Source organism: Streptomyces sp. NPDC039462 (assembly GCF_055639375.1).
The window spans coordinates 63,510-82,460 of the sequence record NZ_JBVKAO010000005.1 but is presented as its reverse complement, the minus strand read 5'-3'; the positions used below and the strand labels follow the sequence as shown (position 1 = coordinate 82,460).

Annotated in this window: 14 protein-coding genes; 2 read left to right on the top strand and 12 right to left on the bottom strand. The window is 72.7% G+C overall.

Annotated features, from left to right (window positions below; genetic code table 11):
- Positions 1-23 precede the first annotated feature (23 nt).
- Positions 24-1,010 carry a DNA polymerase Y family protein gene (locus ACZ7LU_RS26125; RefSeq protein ID WP_471918177.1) on the bottom strand — a complete coding sequence of 329 codons (987 nt, stop codon included), beginning with the start codon at positions 1,008-1,010 and terminating at the stop codon, positions 24-26.
- Positions 1,007-4,453 carry a DNA polymerase III subunit alpha gene (locus ACZ7LU_RS26120; RefSeq protein ID WP_471918176.1) on the bottom strand — a complete coding sequence of 1,149 codons (3,447 nt, stop codon included), beginning with the start codon at positions 4,451-4,453 and terminating at the stop codon, positions 1,007-1,009. Before ACZ7LU_RS26120 ends, ACZ7LU_RS26125 begins: the two co-directional genes overlap by 4 nt.
- Before the next feature lie 184 nt (positions 4,454-4,637).
- Between ACZ7LU_RS26120 and ACZ7LU_RS26115 the strand changes: the two genes are divergently transcribed.
- Entirely contained in the window at positions 4,638-5,681 is a 1,044-nt protein-coding gene (locus ACZ7LU_RS26115; protein ID WP_398310070.1) for a DUF3533 domain-containing protein, read from the top strand.
- Between the two features lie 97 nt (positions 5,682-5,778).
- Here ACZ7LU_RS26115 and ACZ7LU_RS26110 read toward each other — a convergent pair whose 3' ends face one another.
- The 9 genes from ACZ7LU_RS26110 to ACZ7LU_RS26070 form a co-directional block, all read right to left on the bottom strand.
- Positions 5,779-6,861, bottom strand: a complete 1,083-nt coding sequence (locus ACZ7LU_RS26110) for a S1 family peptidase (protein WP_471918175.1) — start codon at positions 6,859-6,861, stop codon at positions 5,779-5,781.
- A 278-nt stretch (positions 6,862-7,139) separates the two neighbouring features.
- Complete coding sequence (locus ACZ7LU_RS26105) at positions 7,140-7,985, bottom strand: slipin family protein (protein ID WP_471918174.1); 846 nt, start codon at positions 7,983-7,985, stop codon at positions 7,140-7,142.
- Between the two features lie 144 nt (positions 7,986-8,129).
- Complete coding sequence (locus ACZ7LU_RS26100) at positions 8,130-9,035, bottom strand: S1 family peptidase (protein WP_468315019.1); 906 nt, start codon at positions 9,033-9,035, stop codon at positions 8,130-8,132.
- 190 nt (positions 9,036-9,225) lie between these two features.
- Positions 9,226-10,011: a DUF1684 domain-containing protein gene (locus ACZ7LU_RS26095; protein WP_471918173.1), complete on the bottom strand. Its 786-nt coding sequence runs from the start codon at positions 10,009-10,011 to the stop codon at positions 9,226-9,228.
- Between the two features lie 5 nt (positions 10,012-10,016).
- A complete protein-coding gene (locus ACZ7LU_RS26090) occupies positions 10,017-11,345 on the bottom strand; it encodes an NtaA/DmoA family FMN-dependent monooxygenase (RefSeq protein ID WP_471918172.1) in 1,329 nt (442 codons plus the stop codon).
- Positions 11,342-12,448 carry an LLM class flavin-dependent oxidoreductase gene (locus ACZ7LU_RS26085; RefSeq protein ID WP_471918171.1) on the bottom strand — a complete coding sequence of 369 codons (1,107 nt, stop codon included), beginning with the start codon at positions 12,446-12,448 and terminating at the stop codon, positions 11,342-11,344. The genes ACZ7LU_RS26090 and ACZ7LU_RS26085 overlap by 4 nt, the downstream gene beginning before the upstream one ends.
- 9 nt (positions 12,449-12,457) lie before the next feature.
- Entirely contained in the window at positions 12,458-13,210 is a 753-nt protein-coding gene (locus ACZ7LU_RS26080; RefSeq protein WP_471918359.1) for an amino acid ABC transporter ATP-binding protein, read from the bottom strand.
- A gap of 19 nt (positions 13,211-13,229) precedes the next feature.
- Positions 13,230-15,011 (bottom strand): FAD/NAD(P)-binding protein, encoded by a 1,782-nt coding sequence (locus tag ACZ7LU_RS26075; protein WP_471918170.1) that lies wholly within the window; start codon positions 15,009-15,011, stop codon positions 13,230-13,232.
- Complete coding sequence (locus tag ACZ7LU_RS26070) at positions 15,008-15,874, bottom strand: amino acid ABC transporter permease (protein WP_471918169.1); 867 nt, start codon at positions 15,872-15,874, stop codon at positions 15,008-15,010. Before ACZ7LU_RS26070 ends, ACZ7LU_RS26075 begins: the two co-directional genes overlap by 4 nt.
- A 481-nt stretch (positions 15,875-16,355) precedes the next feature.
- Between ACZ7LU_RS26070 and ACZ7LU_RS26065 the strand changes: the two genes are divergently transcribed.
- Entirely contained in the window at positions 16,356-17,315 is a 960-nt protein-coding gene (locus tag ACZ7LU_RS26065; RefSeq protein WP_471918168.1) for an ABC transporter substrate-binding protein, read from the top strand.
- Positions 17,316-17,363: 48 nt separating this feature from the next.
- Here the strand turns inward: ACZ7LU_RS26065 and ACZ7LU_RS26060 are convergent, their stop codons facing one another.
- A complete protein-coding gene (locus ACZ7LU_RS26060) occupies positions 17,364-18,674 on the bottom strand; it encodes a DUF5685 family protein (RefSeq protein WP_398310102.1) in 1,311 nt (436 codons plus the stop codon).
- Positions 18,675-18,951: the final 277 nt, after the last annotated feature.

Below are 18,951 nucleotides of genomic sequence, written 5' to 3'. Positions count from 1 at the left end.
CACCGAACAGGGCACCGGACGGGTCACGCCGCCAGCGTCCCCGGCACGATCGCGCCGGGCCCGAACTTCTCCCGTGCCCGGTCGGCCACCTCCTCGATGCGGCGGGCCTTCTCGTCCGCCGGGTCGAACGTCAGCTGGTGGACGGCCCGTTCGGCGGGCACGATCCCCTCGGCGCGCAGGGACACGGCGCGCACCCGGGCCCGCTGCAGGCCCAGCGCCTCGTACATGCGGTACGCGGCCGTGGTCAGCGCGGTGGAGTGCGCGGTCGGCTCGGGCAGGGCCCGGGTGCGGACGGTCGTACTGCGGTCCGCGTACCGCACGGTGAGGGTCAGCGTGCGGCACACCTGGTCCTCGTCGCGCATCCTGGCGCCCAGCTCCTCGGCGCCGGAGAGCAGGGCGCGGCGGTGCCGGAAGGGGTCCAGCTCGTCGCGGGGGAAGGGGCGTTCGACGGAGAGCGAGCGTGCGGCGGCGTTCGGCACGACGCGGGTCCGGTCGATGCCTCGCGCCTTCTCGCCCAGTTCGCGGCCCGCGCGGGCGCCGACGAGCCGTTGCAGGGTGGACAGGGGCGCGGCGCCGACCTTCCCGAGGGTGTCGAGGCCGTATTCGCACAGGGTGCGGGCGGTGGCGCGGCCGATGCCCGGCAGCTCGCCCACCGGCCGGTCGGCGAGGAACTCCCGTACGCCGTCCGGGCCTTCGGGCACCGCGCGGGTCACCCCGGGGGCGGCGCCGCGTGCCGCCATCCGCGCCAGCATCGGCCCGGGCCCCGCGCCGATCGCGCACTCCACCCCGTACAGCGCGAGCGCCCGCACCCGGATCAGCGCGGCGAGCCCGACGGCGCTCCGCCCGAAGTACCGCCGCGCGCCCCGCACGTCGACGAGCGCGGCGTCCGGCGGCAGCGCCTCGACCTGCGGGGAGAACTCGCCGAGCAGGGCGAGCAGTCGGGGCAGGAACGCCTCGTACATGGGCGGCAGCAGGAACCGTACGTAGAGGGTGGTGACGCCGTCGTTCATCCCGCGCTCCCCGGACTCTGGTGCCACAGCTTCCGTGTCGATGCCGTCCCTTCGCCCGCCGGGCGCAGATCCGCCCAGGGGTGCATCTCGTATCCGTTGGGCATGCGGATGCGGCGCCCCTCCGCCGCCGGGTCCCGCTCCTCCGGCTCCGGCTCCGGCTCCGCCAGGCGCCGCGCCACCGCGTCGAGCCCGCCCTCCTTCCGCAGCTCCACCAGTTCCGCCAGGTTCCACGCCGCCGCGCCCACCACGCTGAGGCTGCGCGGCCCGCGGCGCTGCACCACGCCGCGCACGAGCAGCAGCCAGGAGTGGAAGACGGTGTGCGCGCACCGCTCGTGGGCGTCGTCGAAGAAGGCCAGGTCGACCAGGCCCGTGCCGTCGTCCAGGGTGGTGAAGATGACGCGTTTCCCGGAGCGGATCGGCGGGGTCTGCGTGGCGGCCTTGGCGCCCGCGACCAGGACGGTCGCGCCGTGCTCGGCCTCGCGCAGGCGCCGGGCGCCGAGCACGCCGAGCTCCGCGAGGAAGTCGCGGTGGTCCACCATGAGGTGGCGCGACGAGTCCATGCCGAGGACGCCCAGTTCGGCGCTGAGCCGCTCCGCGTCGTCCAGGTCGGGGAGGCCCGCGGGTGCCGTCTTCCGCCCGCCCGCCAGGGGCAGTTGGGCGCCCGCGGCGCCGCGCGTGCCCCGCCGCAGCTCGGCCAGGTGCAGTTGCAGATCGCGGCGGTTGGCGCCGAACGCGTCGAGCGCGCCGACCTGGGCGAGCCGCTGCGCGACCGGCTTGGAGGGCCTGGCCCGTTCCCAGAAGTCGACGAGTGAGGCGTAGGGCTGCCCGTCGGCGATCCGGGCGGCCTCGGCCTCGCTGATGCCGTGCACGTCGGAGAGGGCGAGCCGCAGCCCCCACACCGGCCGAGGCCCTGAGTTATCAGACACCAGTTCGATACGGTGAGCGACCGCCGACCGGTTCACGTCCAGCGGCAGGATCGGCACCCCCCGGCGCCGCGCGTCCGCGAGCAGCAGCCGCTTCGGGTACATCCCGGGGTCGTGCGTGAGCAGCCCGGCGTAGAACGCGGCCGGGTGATGGGCCTTCAACCAGGCCGACTGGTACGTCGGCACGGCGAAGGCCACCGCGTGCGCCTTGCAGAAGCCGTACGACCCGAAGGCCTCGACGATCTCCCAGGTGCGGCCGATCGTCTCCGCGTCGTACCCCCTGGCCGCCGCCTGCTGCGCGAACCAGAAGCGGATCCGGCCCTGCGACTCGGGGTCGGAGAGTCCGCGCCGCACCCGGTCCGCCTCGTCGCGCCCGCAGCCGGTCATGATGTCCACGATCTGGATGACCTGCTCGTGGAAGACGACGACGCCGTACGTCTCCTTCAGCGGCTCCGCGAGATCCGGGTGCGGGTAGCGGACGGGCGCGCGGCCGTGCCTGGCCTCGATGAAGGGCCGCACCATGTCGGCGGCGACCGGGCCGGGACGGAACAGCGAGATGTCGACCACCAGGTCGTGGAAGGTCGCGGGCTGCAGCCGCCCGACCAGGTCGCGCTGGCCGGGCGACTCGATCTGGAAGCAGCCGAGCGTCTCGGTGGACTGGATGAGCCGGTACGTCGCCGGGTCGCCCGGCTCCACCGCGTCCAGGTCGACCCGCTCCCCCGTGGCCCGCTCGGTCTCCGCCACGGCGTGCGCCATCGCCGACTGCATCCGCACCCCGAGGACGTCCAGCTTGAGCAGGCCGAGGTCCTCGACGTCGTCCTTGTCGAACTGCGACATGGGCAGGCCCTCGCCGCTGGTCGGCACCACCGGCGTACGGGCGAGCAGCGAGGCGTCGGAGAGCAGCACCCCGCACGGGTGCATGGCGACGCCGCGCGGCAGCGCGTCGAGGGCCTCGACCAGCTCCCACAGCCGGTCGCGGTCGCCCAGTTCCGCCGCGATCCGCCGCAGCTCGGGCAGTTCCTCCAGCGCGGCGCGGGCGTCGCGGGCGCGGATGTGCGGGAAGGCCTTGGCGATCCTGTCGATCTCGGCCGGGTCCATGGACAGGGCGGCGCCCACGTCGCGTACGGCGTGGCGGACCCGGTAGGTCTCGGGCATGGCGACCGTCGCGACCCGCTCGGTGCCGAAGCGGCCGATGATCGCGCGGTAGACCTCGAGGCGGCGGGCCGACTCGACGTCGATGTCGATGTCCGGCAGGACGTGCCGCCGCTTGGACAGGAACCGCTCCATGAGCAGCCCGTGCTCGACGGGGTCGGCGTGCGCGATGCCGATGAGGTGGTTGACGAGGGAGCCGGCGCCGGAGCCGCGGGCCGCGACCCGGATGCCCAGGTCGCGCACGTCGTCGACGACCTGCGCCACGGTCAGGAAGTACGAGGCGTAGCCGTGGTGGTCGATGATGTCCAGCTCGTGGTGCATGCGCTCCCAGTACTCGCGCCGGGAGTCGTAGCCGCGCCGCACCATGCCGGCCGCCGCGCGCGAGGCGAGGACGCGCTGCGCGGTGCGGCGCCCGGCGCCGACCAGGCGGGGCTCGGGGAAGTGCACGGTCCCGATGCCGATGTCGTCCTCGGCGTCGACGAGGCACTCGGCGGCGGCCGCCCGGGTCTGTTCGAGCAGGCGGTGGGCGGTGTCGCGGCGGAAGCCCGCGGCCTCGACGACGCGCTCGGCGACGCGCAACATGTCGTCCGCGCCCTTCAGCCACCGCTCGCCGCTGTCGAGTTCCTTGGTCGGGTCGACGGGGACGAGGCGGCGGGCGGCGTCGAGGACGTCGGCGACGGGGCCCTGCCCGGGGTCGGCGTAGCGCACGGCGTTGCTCAGGACGGGGCGCACGCCCTGCTCGGCGGCGAAGCCGACGGTGCGCGCGGCGAGGCGCAGCGAGCCGGGCCCGGTGCCCTCGCGGCCGTGCCAGACGGATTCCAGGCGCAGCGCGTCGCCGTACCGCTCGCGCCAGGGGGCGAGGAGGCGGGCGGCCCGGTCGGGGCGGCCCGCGGTGAGCGCGCGGCCCACGTCGGAGGCGGGTCCGAGCAGCACGGTGAGGCCCTCGCCGTGGTTCTCCTGCCAGGGCAGGACGGGCTGCCCATCGGTGCCGCCGTCGGCGTCGGCGCGGTGTGCGGCGGTGACCAGGCGGCAGAGCGCGGCCCAGCCGGTGGCGCCGTCCCGGGCGAGGAAGGTCACGCGCGGGGTCGACTCGTCGATGAAGGCACCGCCGCGCACGGGGGCGCGGCGCCGCTCGCCCTTGGCCGGGGCGGGCGCCCCCACCGCGAGCTCGGCCCCGAACAGCGGCCGCACGCCCGCCTTGGCGCAGGCCTTGGCGAACCGGACGGCGCCCGCGAGGGTGTCCCGGTCGGTGAGGGCGAGGGCGTCCATGCCCCGCACGGCGGCGCGCTCGGCGAGCCGCTCCGGGTGCGAGGCGCCGTAGCGCAGGGAGAACCCGGAGACGGTGTGCAGATGCGTGAACCCGGGCACACGCACCTCCTGAAACCCTGAATCGATCCGTTCTCACATCCCCCGCCTCCACCATAGACCAGTTTCGAACGCACGTACGACACATACGTTCGATTCACTGGTCCGGCGTGCCCCACGGCCCGGAACGTCGTCCGTTCGGCCCATCCCACCTGCGGAAACGCCCCGGGACCCGGAGCGTGGGGGCATGAGGTTCGCCGACGAATTGAAGAGCGCCGTCACCCCGCGAGCAGCCCTGCTCGTCATCGGCGTACTCGCCCTGCAACTGCTGTTCATCGCCTCCTACGTAGGAGCCCTCCACCACCCGAAGCCGAAGGACGTGGCTTTCGGAGTGGTCGCCCCGGGCCCCGCGGCCGAGCAGACGGCCGACCGTCTCGGGAAGCTCCCCGGCGACCCGCTCGACACCCGCGTCCTCAAGGACGAGGCCACGGCCCGCCGCCAGATCATGAACCGCGACATCGACGGCGCCCTGCTCGTCGACCCGCGCGGCACCACCGACACCCTCCTGGTCGCCTCCGGCGGCGGCACCGCCCTGTCCAGGACCCTCACCGAGCTCGTCTCCGAGGCCGACGCCGCCCAGAAGCGCACGGTGAAGACCGACGACGTGGCCGCGGCGTCGCCCCAGGACTTCAACGGTCTCTCGTCCTTCTACCTGGTCGTCGGCTGGTGCGTCGGCGGCTATCTGTGCGCGTCGATCCTCGCGATCAGCGCGGGATCCCGGGCCTCCAACGTGCCGCGCGCGGTCATCAGGCTCGGCACCATGGCGCTCTACTCGATCGTCGGCGGGCTCGGCGGCGCGGTCATCATCGGGCCGATCCTCGGTGCCCTGCCGGGCAGCGTCATGGGCCTGTGGGGCCTCGGCGCCCTGGTGATCTTCGGGGTCGGCGCGATCACGCTCGCCCTGCAGTCGCTCACCGGCATCGTCGGCATCGGCCTGGCCGTCCTCCTCGTCGTCATCGCGGGCAACCCGAGCGCGGGCGGCGCCTTCCCGCTGCCGATGCTGCCGCCCTTCTGGCAGGCGATCGGGCCCTGGCTGCCGCCGGGCGCCGGCACCTGGGTGGCCCGCTCCATCGCGTACTTCGAGGGGAACTCGGTCACCCGGGCGCTCCTGGTCCTCTCCGCCTGGGCCGTCCTCGGCACCGTCGTCACCCTCGCCCTGTCCGCCCGGCGCAGGACGCGCAGCGCCTCCATCGACCTGAGCGGCACGAACTACGGCAGAGGCATCGGCTGAGCGGCACGGCGGTAGGGAACGGCGGACGCGGGGCGGCGGACGCGGCAAAGCCCCGCCCCCACTGTCGCGGGGGCGGGGCTCAGTGTGTCCGGCGGCCTCAGCCGATCTCGGCTCCGTAGGCGCTCAGCGCCTCGGGAACCGGCTGGAAGAACGTCTCTCCACCGGAGGAGCAGTCACCGCTGCCGCCCGAGGTGAGACCCAGCGCGGTGTCGCCGGCGAAGAGCGCGCCGCCGCTGTCGCCGGGCTCGGCACAGACGGTGGTCTGGATCAGGCCGTCGACCTGGCCCTCCTGGTAGTTCACCGTCGCGTCGAGCGCGGTGACCTCACCGTCGTGGACCTGCGTGGTGCTGCCGCTGCGCGTCACCTTCTGGCCGACCGTGGCGTCCCCGGCCTTGCTGATCGCCTGGGAGCTGCCGTTGTAGAGGTTCACCTCGCTGGGATGCGGGGTGTCGGCCGTGTACTTCACGAGGGCGTAGTCGTTGCCCGGGAAGCTGGACTCCTCCGTGGTGCCGATCTCCGAGCCGCCCTGCGAGTCGGACCAGCTCTTGACCGCATTGCCGCAGTGGCCTGCCGTCAGGAAGTACGGCTCGCCGCCCTTGACGACGTTGAAGCCGAGCGAGCAGCGCGAGCCGCTCCCCCAGATCGCGTCGCCGCCGGCCAGGAAGGCCTTGAACTCGCCCTTGCTGTGCTTCAGTTCGGCCTTGCCGCCGAGGCTCTTCACGATCGAGGCGACCTTGTCGAGCCGCGCGCCGTCGACCGTGCGGTCCGCCGTGACGACGATCTTGTTCGTGGCCGGGTCCATCGCCCATGAGGTGCCGGGCACGGCGGCCTTGTCGTCGAGCGTCGCGCGGGCGCTCTTCAGCTCGGCGAGGGAGTTCTCCACGATTCTGGCCTTGCCGCCCGCCGCCTCGACGGCGCTCGCGGCGCTCTTGTTCAGCACGTTCACGACGAGGGCCTCGGCCTTCGCGTCGTAGTACGTGCCCGCGGTGTCCGCGCCGAGTTCCTCGACGAGGGTCGAGGCGAGCTTTCCGGCCTTCGCCACCGAGAGGGTGTCCGGTGTGGGCGTCGGGGAGTTCTCGCTCGCGTTCGCAGTCTGGAAGGTGATTCCCGCGACGACCAGCGCGGCGATGCCCGCGCCTGTCACGGCGGCACGCCGCTTGGGTATGCGTCGGTGCTTCAAAACTCACGACCTCCTGTGGGGGGAACGGCTCGTCGGGCGTGGGGGCCTGACGGGCCGCAAGGTTGCACCGCACGGAGTTGCCACGCTGAAAAAGCCGCGTCCATGCCAAAGTTGCCTCGTCCACTATCCCGAGGCTTTCCGGTAGCACACAAGGTCGACTTCAGGACGCGCACACGACAACACCAGTGCGCCCCCCGCACATCGAGTGAGCCCGGTCACGCCACGTCGGTTCCCGCTGCAAACACCCCGCGCGAGGAACGATCGTCAGCCTGTGAGGACTAGTCCTGTCCGGTTCTCGACCCTTCCACCGGGGGTACCTGCGGCGGGCGTTGCCGCTGTTGTCGCTGTTGCTGCTGCGGCAGGGACTGCTGGGCCCGCTCCAGGAAGCGGAGCAGCTCCACCGGGAAGGGCAGGACGAGAGTGGAGTTCTTCTCGGCGGCGACGGCCACCACGGTCTGCAGGAGCCGGAGTTGGAGCGCGGCGGGCTCCTCGGCCATCTCGTGGGCGGCCTCGGCGAGCTTCTTGGAGGCCTGGAGTTCGGCGTCGGCGTTGATGACGCGGGCGCGCCGCTCACGGTCGGCCTCGGCCTGCCGGGCCATGGAGCGCTTCATGGTCTCGGGCAGCGACACGTCCTTGATCTCGACGCGGTCGATCTGCACGCCCCACCCGATGGCCGGGGAGTCGATCATCAGCTCCAGGCCCTGGTTGAGCTTCTCGCGGTTGGACAGCAGGTCGTCCAGATCGCTCTTGCCGATGATGGAGCGCAGCGACGTCTGCGCCATCTGCGAGACCGCGAAGCGGTAGTCCTCCACCTGCACGACCGCCTCGGCGGCGTCGACCACCTTGAAGTAGATGACCGCGTCGACCCGGACCGTGACGTTGTCGCGCGTGATGCCGTCCTGCGCCGGCACCGGCATCGTCACGATCTGCATGTTGACCTTGTGGAGCCGGTCCACGAACGGCACGATCATGGTGAACCCCGGTCCGCGCACGGAGCGTTGCAGCTTTCCGAGGCGCAGCACCACGCCCCGCTCGTACTGCTTGACGACGCGCGCCGCCGCCATCGTGTAGACCACTCCGGCCGACCCGAGGGTCAGTCCCGCCGCCACCAGCTCCTCGACCATGCCGGCCCCCCAGGGTCCGAATCGGGCGTGTCGGGCGTTCCCTTCGAAGGTAGCCCTCCCCCCGGACGAGGGCGAGCCCCCGCCCGGTGTCCGGACGGGGGCCCACCCACTGCTGGCCAGAGCTTCAAGCGGCGTGCGCCGGCCTCAGTAGACGCTCACGTTGTACGCGCGCAGCGCCTCGGTGACCGGCTGGAAGAAGGTCGTGCCGCCCGACGAGCAGTTGCCGCTGCCGCCGGAGGTCAGGCCCAGCGCCGTGGTGCCCGAGTACAGCGGGCCGCCGCTGTCGCCCGGCTCGGCGCAGACCGTCGTCCTGATCATGCCGTAGACGACGTCGCCGCCGCCGTAGTTGACCGTCTGGTTCAGCGCGGTGACACGGCCGCTGTGCGTACCGGTCGTGGAGCCGCGCCGGGTGACGTTCTGCCCGACGGTGGGGTCGGCGGCGCGGGTGATGTCCTGGCTGCCCACGGTGCCGGACTTGGTGATCGAGTCGTTGGTGTAGCGCACGATGCCGTAGTCGTTGGTCGGGAAGCTGGAGCCCGACGTGGTGCCGAGCACCGTGGTCTTCGCCGAGTTGGCCCACCACGTGGTCGCGCCGTCGGTGCAGTGCCCGGCGGTCAGGAAGTAGTAGGCGCCCGCGCTGTTGCGCACGTTGAAGCCGAGCGAGCAGCGCCAGCTGCTCGCGTAGATCGCGTCGCCACCGGAGATGTACTTCTGGAACTTGCCCGGCGTGCGCTCGATCTTCAGGGCGCCGGCGTTGGACCCGGCCGCGTCCTTGATCCTGGCGATCTCGGACTTGGAGACCGTGCTGTCGGCGGTCACGACGACCTGCTTGGTCTTCGGGTCGACACCCCAGGCGGTGCCCGCGACGTCGGCGTCGAGGACGGCGTCACTGGCCTGTTCCAGCTGGGACGCGCTGAAGGTCGCCATGCCGTCCTGGGCGTTGGCCGCGGGCACGGCGAGCGCTCCTGCGGCGACAAGTCCGGTGGCTATGGCGAGCAGGCGGGTGCGTCTCGCCGTGCCACTGTGGGGGATGGTGCGCTTGATCCTCACGTTGTTCCCTCCCGAGGGAAGTCAGTGGGTCCTTGTGGGTTGAGGACCCGTGAGGCGCAGCCAAAGAGCAAGCCCGGATTCCGGTTACGCCGTGCTCCTGACAAGCGCTGCTCGGGAGTATTGAGGGGCGGACACGAGCCGCACAAGGGCGCCTTTCGGCCGTGCCGGATCGGCACGGCCCGGCCCCCGCTCAGCGGTCGAGAAGGTTCCGCTCTCCCGCCGCGACCTCGGTGACCAGCGTGTTCCCCGGCGGCGGGAAGGGGCAGACGAAGTGGTCGGCGAAGGCGCACGGTGGCAGCAGCGACCGGTTGAAGTCGACGGTGGTGCGCCCTTCCGCGTCGGGCGCGGCGGGCCGCAGGAAACGGAAGCGGTAGCTGGACGTTCCGCTGGTGGCATCCGCGAAGACGGCCCACAGCGATCCGTCCGCCTCGACGCTCACCTGGAGGGTGTGCTCGACTCCCCCGAGCCGGAAGGAGAGTTCACCGCCGAGGCCGAGACCGCGCTCCTTGCCGTCCGCGTTGCGGACCGTGACGGTGCGGTCCTCGGCGTACGGGACGAAGCGGCCCGGCACGGCCCAGCGGGCGTCGTACGCGGTGGCGTCGATGCCCCGGAAGGCGCGGCGGGCGGCGGCGTCCGGGTCGAAGTCGCGCACCGCCCAGAGGCCCTCGCGCCGGATGACGACGAGGCGGCGCCCGCCGTGCGCGACGCGGGCACCGGCGACCGGGCCACTGTCCGCGTCCAGCCGGACCTCTCCGGTCAGGGGCTGCCCGTCGACGGTGAGGCCGTCGTCCTCCCCGGCGGTCAGCACCACCGCGTCGGCCGCCGGGGTCCAGTGCCCGGGGACGCCCGGCAGGTGTCCGTCCGGGTGGTCCGCGAGCCAGTGCGTGCCGGTGAGGGAGAGCGGCCCGTAGGGGGCCGACACCGTCTCCGTCCGCTGCTCGTGCCAGTGCTTCCAGTCCTGTACGTCGTCCGTCATGGTGATCAACCCTTCCATACGGGCTCGGGCAGCCCGAGGTGGGAGCGCAGCGTCACGCCCTCGTACTCCGTGCGGTACGCGCCGCGCTCCTGGAGCAGCGGCACCACCTTGTCGACGAAGTCGTCGAGGCCGCCCGGGGTGAGGTGCGGCACGAGGATGAAGCCGTCGGCGGCCTCGGTGCGCACGGCCTCCGTCAGGTCGGCGGCGACCTGGTCCGGGGTGCCGATGAAGGACTGGCGGGCCGTGGTCTCGATGACGGTCTGGCGGATGGAGAGCCCCTTGGCCTCGGAGAGCGCCCGCCACTTCGCGGCGACGGCGAGCGGGTCGCCGATCTTCACCCGGCCCTGGACCAGCTGCGACTCCGGGTCCGGGTCGATGTCGGGCAGCGGTCCGTCCGGGTCGTACGCGGAGAGGTCCACGCCCCAGACCTGTTCCAGGGCGAGGATCGCGTTCTGCGGGGAGACTTGAAGACGGCGGATCTCGGTGGCCTTCTCCTGTGCCTCGGCCGCGGTGTCGCCGAGGACGTAGGTGACGCCGGGCATGATCTTCAGGTCGTCGGCGGCCCGCCCGTACTTCGCGAGGCGCCCCTTCACGTCCGCGTAGAACTCCCGGCCGGCCTCCGGCGTGCCGTGCCGCGTGAAGACGACGTCGGCGGCCGACGCGGCGAACTCCCGCCCTTCCGGGGAGTCGCCCGCCTGGATCACGACGGGGTGCCCCTGCGGAGAGCGCGGCAGGGTGAACTCGCCCTCGATCGTGAAGTGTTCGCCGTGGTGCGTGAAGGGCCGCGGCCGGCCGTCGGGCGTCCAGGAGTCCCACAGCTCGCGTGCCGTCGCCAGGAACTCGGCGGCGCGGGTGTACCGGTCGGCGCGGTCGAGGTAGCCGCCGCGCCGGAAGTTCTCGCCGGTGAAGGCGTCCGACGTGGTGACCACGTTCCAGGCGGCGCGGCCGGCGCTCAGATGGTCCAGGGAGGCGAATCTGCGGGCCAGTTCGAAGGGTTCGTTGAAGGTCGCGTTGACGGTGCCTGCCAGGCCGAGCCGTTCGGTGACGGCGGCGAGCGCGGTCAGGACGGTGAGCGACTCGGGCCGTCCGACCACGTCCAGGTCGTGGATCCGCCCCTTGTGCTCGCGCAGCCGCAGCCCCTCGGCGAGGAAGAAGAAGTCGAAGAGGCCGCGCTCGGCGGTGCGGGCGAGCGTCGCGAAGGACGAGAAGTCGATGTGCGAGCCGGACCTCGGGTCGGACCAGACGGTGGTGTTGTTGACGCCCGGGAAGTGGGCGGCCAGGTGCACCTGCTTACGTGGCTGCGTCCCAAAGGGCCGATGGGGTCGATGTGTCATGAGGGCTCCCCCGCGAGGGTGGCGTAACGGTTGGCGGGCCGGGCGAGCCCCAGGTGTTCGCGGAGCGTGCTGCCCGGATAGAAGGTGCGGAACAGGCCGCGGTGCTGGAGCAGCGCGACGGTGCCGTTGACGAGCCGCTCCAGGTCACGGCGCGGCTCCGCGGGCGTGAGGTGGAAGCCGTCGACGGCGCCCGCGCGGTGCCAGTCGGCGATCAGCTCGGCCAGGTCGACGGGGCCGCCCCGGTAGGCGGGCCCCTCGGCGGTGGGCAGCGGCCCGCCCCCGTGCCCCGGCTCCGCGGCGTGCTCCCCGCCGCCGAGGTCGACGTGGAGGGCGGCGAACACAAGGAGCGTCCCCGGATCGCGCCCCGCCCGGGCCGCGAGGCCCCGCAGTTCGGACCGCGCGGCGTCGGCCCGCTCGGCGGACGCGACCCGCACCAGGGCGACGTCCGCGTACCGGGCGGCCGTCTCACGGGCCTGCGGGGCGGTCGCGTCGACCACCCGCACCGGGTGCCCCTGCGGCGGCCGCGGCACGATGGACGGGCCGCGCACCGAGAAGCCGCGCCCCTGGAAGTCGACGTAGTGCAGCTTGTCCCGGTCGATGAAGCGGCCGGTCGGCACGTCCCGTATCTCCGCGTCGTCCTCCCAGCTGTCCCACAACCGGGCGGCGACGTCGGCCACTTCACCGGCCTCGCGCCACAGCTCCTCGCGGGACGCGGCGCGGCGCCGCCCGAAGAGGCGGGCCTCGGCCTCGGTCGTCGACACGTCGACCGTCCAGCCGGCCCGCCCGTGGCTGACCCAGTCGAGGGTCGCCACGGCGGCCTGCACGTGGAACGGCTCGGTGTGGGTGGTCGTGACGGTCGGCACCAGGCCGATGCGCCCGGTGCGGGGCGCGATCCTCGCGGCCACGGCGAGCGCGTCGGGACCGGGCCGCGCGAAGGAGTCGCCGAGGGTCACGAAGTCCAGCGCCCCCCGCTCGGCGAGCAGCGCGGGCTCAATGTAGGCGTCGGCTTCGTAGGCCTCGGCTTCGTGGGCGTCGGGCCGGTCGACGGCGACGGCGAGGTGGAGGGAGCCGCGGCAGGCCGCGGCGGTGGGCGGGGTGGGCATGCGGAACTCCTAGAGGACCTTGGAGAGGAAGGCGCGCGTGCGGTCGTGGCGCGGGTTGTCGAGTACGTCGGCGGGGGCGCCCTGTTCGACGACGCGGCCGTCGTCCATGAAGACGACGGTGTCGGCCACCTCGCGGGCGAAGCCGATCTCGTGCGTGACGACGATCATCGTGGTGCCCCGGCGGGCCAGGTCCTTGATGACGTCGAGTACCTCGCCGACCAGTTCGGGGTCGAGCGCCGAGGTCGGCTCGTCGAAGAGGAGCAGCTTCGGTTCGAGGGCGAGCGCGCGGGCGATGGCGACGCGCTGCTGCTGCCCGCCGGAGAGCTGTCCCGGGTAGGCGTCGGCCTTGTCGGCGAGGCCGACCCTGGCCAGGAGCCGCCGCGCGGCCTCGTCCGCGGCGGGGCGGGGCCGCTTGAGGGCGAAGACGGGCGCCTCGACGACGTTCTCCAGGACGGTCAGGTGCGGGAAGAGGTGGAAGTCCTGGAAGACGAAACCGATGCGGGTGCGCTGCTTGAGCACGTCGCGTTCGGGCAGCTCGTACAGCTTGTCGCCGGAGCGCCGGTGGCCGATGGGCGTGCCGTCGACGCCGACCGAGCCCCCGTCGGCCTTCTCCAGGTGGTTGATGGTGCGCAGGAGGGTGGACTTGCCGGAGCCGGACGGGCCGAGCACGACCGCGACCTCGCCCCTGCGGACCTGCAGGTCGACGCCTTTCAGCACCTCCATCGAGCCGAAGGACTTGCGCACGGAGCGGAGTTCGACCATGGGGGGATCGACGAGGGGATCACTGGGCTGCGGCACGGGTTCCTCCGGTCCGGGTGGTGTGCAGGAAGTCGAGTACGGCACGCGCGGTGGCGTCGTTCTGCCGGAAGGTGGGGCTGTTGGTCCGCGGCCGGGTGAAGGCGCCCGCGCCGCGCGCGTCGGTGTGCGGGCCGAGCGCGAACCGGCGCGGGTGCGCCGCGCCTGCCCGGTCGAGCACCCGTCCGTCGGCCGGGTCGACGGCGAGCAGCCCCGCCTCGGTCGACGCGGCGCCCTCGGCGTACAGGGCGCGCAGCAGCGGGTCGCGGGTGCGGGCGAGGGTGGGCTGCGGCAGCCGTGCCTCGACGAGCGCGCGGGCCTCGGTGACCTGGCCGGGGAGGGTGGGGCTCTGCGCGCGGAACACCCCGTCCTCGGCGGCGACCCGGACGTCCGCGCCGAGGAACCGCACGACTCCGGCGCGGGAGAGCGCGAGCAGCTGCCTCAGCCGGGGGCCCGGCGGTCCGGAGGCGAGGTGGCTGAAGAAGCCGTGCCACCACGGCCCCACGTCGCCGAGCCGCACCACCTGTCCGTAGACGGAGAGGAGTCCGAGGAAGACGGCGAGGTCGGGGCTGTGTCCGGGGTCGTGCCGGCGCGCGAGGTCGTCGGCGACGTGGCGGCGCAGCCCGTCCTGCAGCGCTTGGTACGAGGTGTGGCGCACCCCGGACAGGGGGCGGTCGAGTGCCGTGAGGTCGAGCCGGTCGACGGGGTCGGGCACGGCGGAGGCGACGAGGGCGTCCAGTTCGGGGCTGCCGGGGTCGCAGGCCCCGTACTTCTCGTCGAAGTCCGTCCAGGCGGTCCGGGTGCGTTCGGGGTGTGCGGTGAAGAGGCGGTGGTAGTGGGCGAAGCCGAGTTCCTTCTCGACGAGCGGCCACACGTCCCGCCGGAAGTCGAACCCCTCGGGTCTGGCGAGGAGTCCGTCGACCTCGGCCGGTCCCAGGTAGCGGGGCAGGGGCGGGCGTTCACCGTCCCAGTCGTAGCCGATCTTCGAGTGGTAGGGGACGCCGCGCCGCGAGCCGACGTACAGGACGGGCTCGCGGCCCGACGGGTGGTACGTGTCGCCTTCGTGCCGTCCGCCGCGCCCCTCGGTGAGCAGCACCATCAGGTCGACGAAGGCGAGGCCGAAGCCGCGCACGATGGCGGGCGCGCCGGGCGCGAGCCGCGACAGGTCGCTGTCGGCGGTGAAGTCGGGCGGGAGGTACACGAGTCCGTTGCGCTCGGCGTACGCGGCCAACTCAGCCTGTTCGGGGTCCGGTTCGGCGTCCAGGTGCCCCTGGGCGAGGATGACGAGGTCGGCGGCCAGCGACTCATCGACGCCCTCCAGGGTCACCTCCTGAAGGGTGTCGTGTGCCCCGGTGACGCGCAGCGCCCTGCGCCGGTGGTGGTGGACGGCGACGCCCGCGGGCAGGGCGGCCACGGCCTTCTCGTACACCCAGCGCAGATAGGCGCTCTGCTCGCGGCGGCCGAGGAAGGCGCGTCCGTCGCGCCCAGCCCACTCGTGCAGGGCGGGGCCAGGCAGGACGGGGCCCACCACCTCCACCGTGTCGTCGGTGAACATCGTGACGTCCTGGGCCTGCGAGTTCATCCAGAGCAGCGGCGACTGGTCGGTCCGCCAGACGCGCCCGCCGCCCGGCGGGTAGGGGTCGACGAGGTGGATGTCCAGACCCGCTCCGCCGTACGGCGAGGGCGCGTTGGCGGCGATGCGCTCCAGGATTCCGGTGCCGCGGGGCCCGGCTCCCACGATCACCAGCGAGTGCCGCGCCGGACTCATCGCGCCCGCTCCGACCCGCGTGCGTAGTACCGCTCGACGTAGTACTGGCCGACGCTCAGCACCGAGGTGACCACGACGTACCAGAGGGTCGCGACCATGAGCAGCGGGATGACCTGGTAGGTGCGGTGGTAGACGAGCTGCACGGAGTAGAGCAGGTCCTGGACGGCGATGACGGAGACGATCGAGGTGCCCTTGAGGGTGCCGATCAGCATGTTCCCGGCGGGCGGCACGATGGACCGCATCGCCTGCGGCAGGACGATCCGCCGAAGCCGGCGCCACCGCCCGAGCCCGAGGGACCGCGCGGCCTCGGTCTGTCCGCGGTCGACGGAGAGGAGCCCGCCGCGCACCACTTCGGCGGCGTACGCGGCCTCGTGCAGGGTGAGCCCGATGACGGCGATGGTGACCGGTCCGAGCAGGTCCACCGTCCGCACGCCGAACACCTGCGGGTACAGCGCACCGATGTTGAACCAGAAGAGCAGCTGGACCAGGATCGGCATCGACCTGAAGAACCAGATGTAGCCCCAACTGACCGCGCGCAGCACGGGGTTGGCGGACAGCCTGCCGAGGGCGAGGAGCGTGCCGAGCGCGAAGCCGAGCACCATGACGACGGCGGTCAGCCAGAGCGTGAGCCCGAGGCCGCGCAGCACGGACGCCGAGGTGAAGTAGTCGGCGACGACGTCCCACTGGAACGCCTCATTGCGTACGACGGAGTCGGCGGCCAGCGCGAGCAGGACCAGCACGGCCGCGGCCGCCGTCCACTGCCCCACGTGGCGGCGGGGCACGAGGCGCGGTTCGGCGGGGGGCTCGGTGGGATCCCGGGGCGGAGGGGCGGTCGCCGCTTTGGCGAGGGTGTCGGAAGACATGCGGAAGGCTCCGTGGATACAGAAGATCGAACACGGGTGACGCCTTCACACGGACCGAGCCCCTCAGCACGATCCGCCTCGAGATTACGGTTCCCTTCACGCCCGCTGTCAAGGCCGTCCAGCATATGAGCCGTACGTCTCACGGCAGTTGACGCGGAAACGGATGCCTGTTCCACTTGGCCCATGCATCCGCAGCAGTGGCTGGTCACACGCTCCCACATCGACTTCGGTCGAGTGTGGTCCGCGTCTTGTTGATGTTCCTCTGAGCCGACCCCCTGCGCGCCGAGCCCGTTGAGGGCTCCCTTCTTCCTCCTGCCACGGACCGGTCGGTCTGCCGCGTACGTCCGACGTCCGCGCCGTCGCGCGCCGACGCCCCCGCCTTCACACGCGTACGTCACCGCTGCTCCGTCACGAGCGGTGACACCCCCTCCCCTCGTACGTCCGCTTCGCCCTGCCCTGCCGAGCTGGAGACCGTCACGCCATGAGCACGCCCCCGCACTCCCGCCGCCTCCCGGTGGCCTTCGCCCTGATCACCGCCGCCACGCTCGCGCTGACCGGCTGCGGCTCCGGTGACGCCGCCGAGACCGCGGGCGGCGCCGGCCCCGCGGGCAAGGGCGCCCGGATCCCGACCGCGGACGTGGTGTCGTCGGTCAAGAAGAACGAGGCGGCGGCGCGTCTGCTCCCCCGGGACGTGCGCGACCGGGGCACGCTCGGCATCGCCTCCTCCGTCGGCGGCTCCCCGCCCGGCGCCCTCTACCTCGCGGACGGCAGGACGATCGTCGGCCAGGACATCGACTTCGCGGACGCCGCCGCGAAGGTCCTCGGCCTGAAGCTGAAACGGGAGGCCGCGAGCTTCGAGGCGATCCTGCCCGCCCTCGGCAGCGGCAAGTACGACCTCGGCACGGGCAACTTCGGCGTGACCGACGAACGCCGGAAGACCATCGACTTCGTCACGTACATCAACGACGGCCAGGGCTTCGCCGTCCGCGAGGACAGCAGGCTGAAGAAGGTCACCGACTTCGAGCAGCTGTGCGGCCTGAACGTGGCGACCGGCGCGGGCACCACCTTCGAAGTCACGCTGGAGGACAACAAGCACGTCTGCGCGGAGGCGGGCAAGAAGCCGTACGCCGTGAAGACGTACGCCGAGCAGAGCGCGATCTGGGCCGCGCTCCAGCAGGGCCGCGCCGACGTGGTGATGTCCACCATCAACGGTCTGCGGTACGCCGTGAAGCAGCAGGAGGGACTGAAGTTCCTCGGCGAGTACCGGCGGCTCGACGTCGGCTTCGCCTTCAAGAAGGACACGAAGCTGGCGCCCGCGTTCCGGGCGGCCGTCGACCGGCTGATCAAGGACGGGACGTACGACCGCATCCTGCGGAAGTGGGGCACGCAGGGCTCCGCGATCGAGAAGTCACGGATCTCCCCGCCGGAGATCAAGGACTGACGTCCGCTCAGGCGCCGCGGCGCCCGGCCGCGCCCGCACCCACCCCGGTCAGAGCCCGCAGTCGCAGCAGGAGCAGCACTCACAGATGCCGCAGCAGCCGCAGTCGCAGTCGCCGCAGTTGCTGCAGCAGCCCTCGCGCTTCTTGCGGGACCAGGGACCTTCGTACTGGTCGGCGCAGCACATCTTGCAGGTGCAGCAGAGCCCGATGGCGACGGCACACCCCGCCCAGAAGCCGCGCCTGCCGGGCTTCGGGGGCTGCGGCTCGAAGGCGGGCCCACCGCCGAAGCCCCCGGGGCCGCCCGAGCCACCCGGTCCCCCGGGACCGCCCGGTCCACCGGGACCACCGGGCACCCCACCCCCGTACGGATTTCCGACCCCGCCCCCGTACGGATTCTGCGAGTCGTACGGACCACCGGCGGGCGGCTGCCCGTACGGCCCGCCCTGCTGCGGCGGCCCGAAGGAACCACCCTGATGCGCCGTCACCTCATGCGCGTGCCCGCACGCGACGGTACCGAAGGCCCGGTCGATCGACGTGCCCAGCTCGTGCGCGAGCAGCAGGTGCGCCAGCTTTCCGTCGGTGAACTCGGCGTCGCGCAGCGCGAGCCGGATGCCGTGCAGCGCGTCGTCGGCCAGGCGGCGCGCCTCGGCCAGGGACGTGCCGGTTGCCGTGAGGGGATTCCAGGCGCCCGCCGCGGCGTCGGCCTCCCTGTCCTCCACGGCGTCGAGCAGGTGCGCGAGCCTGCCGAAGAGCCGGCCCGCCTCGGCGAGCGGCTCCGCGTTGCCGGGCCGCCCGGCGAGCACGGCGGTGTGCGCGAAGGCCGCGGCGGTCGCGGTCTCGGTCGGCTCGGTGACCGCGAGCAGCGAGCTGCCGGGCCCCGCCAAGGCCTCGACACCGGCCTGCCGTTCGACGGCGTCGACCAGGACGGCGGTGTCGAACCCCACGTCGGCGCCGGTCCGCGCGCCCGCCCTGTCCCAGTTCCTGGCCACGCGCCGGGCGGCGAAGGAGACCGGCTTGCGCGCCAGGAGCCCGTCCCCGTCGACGACATGGTCGCGGACCTTCGCCGAGGCGAGCACCAGCGAGACGGCGGCGGCGAGCCGCGCCCCCTCCCCCTGGGCCACGGAAGCGGTCCGCATCCCGCGCAGCGGACAGGGCCCCGCGGTGCGCCGCCATCCGGTCGACCGCTCGGCCTGAGCCTCCGTCAGAACCGAGATGATGAGCCCGTCGTAGTTGGTGACGACGCGGGCGAACTGCCCGTGGTCACCGCGCAGCGCGAGACAGAGCCCGCAGAGGTGCGCCATCCACTGCGTCTTGAGGCCCTCACCGAGACGGTGGCTGCAGGGCCTGACGATTCCGAACAAGACGACTCCCCCGAGTGGCCCGGATACGATCAACTCCGGCATCGTAGCCACGGGCTCGTTCACCCGTACGCACCGGCCGTCACCCATACGCCGTGAAGAATCATATTTCACTCACAGTCAGCAGCCGTGCACAGCACGACCCTTGGAGGGCACCGCACAACGGCGTGTTGACTCTGCACCAGTACCGTCACGAAAACCCCGCGCGGCGACTATCCACTTGGCGCATCATCCGCATCATGGACGACGATAGGGATGCGGAATTCAGGGAAACCGCTGC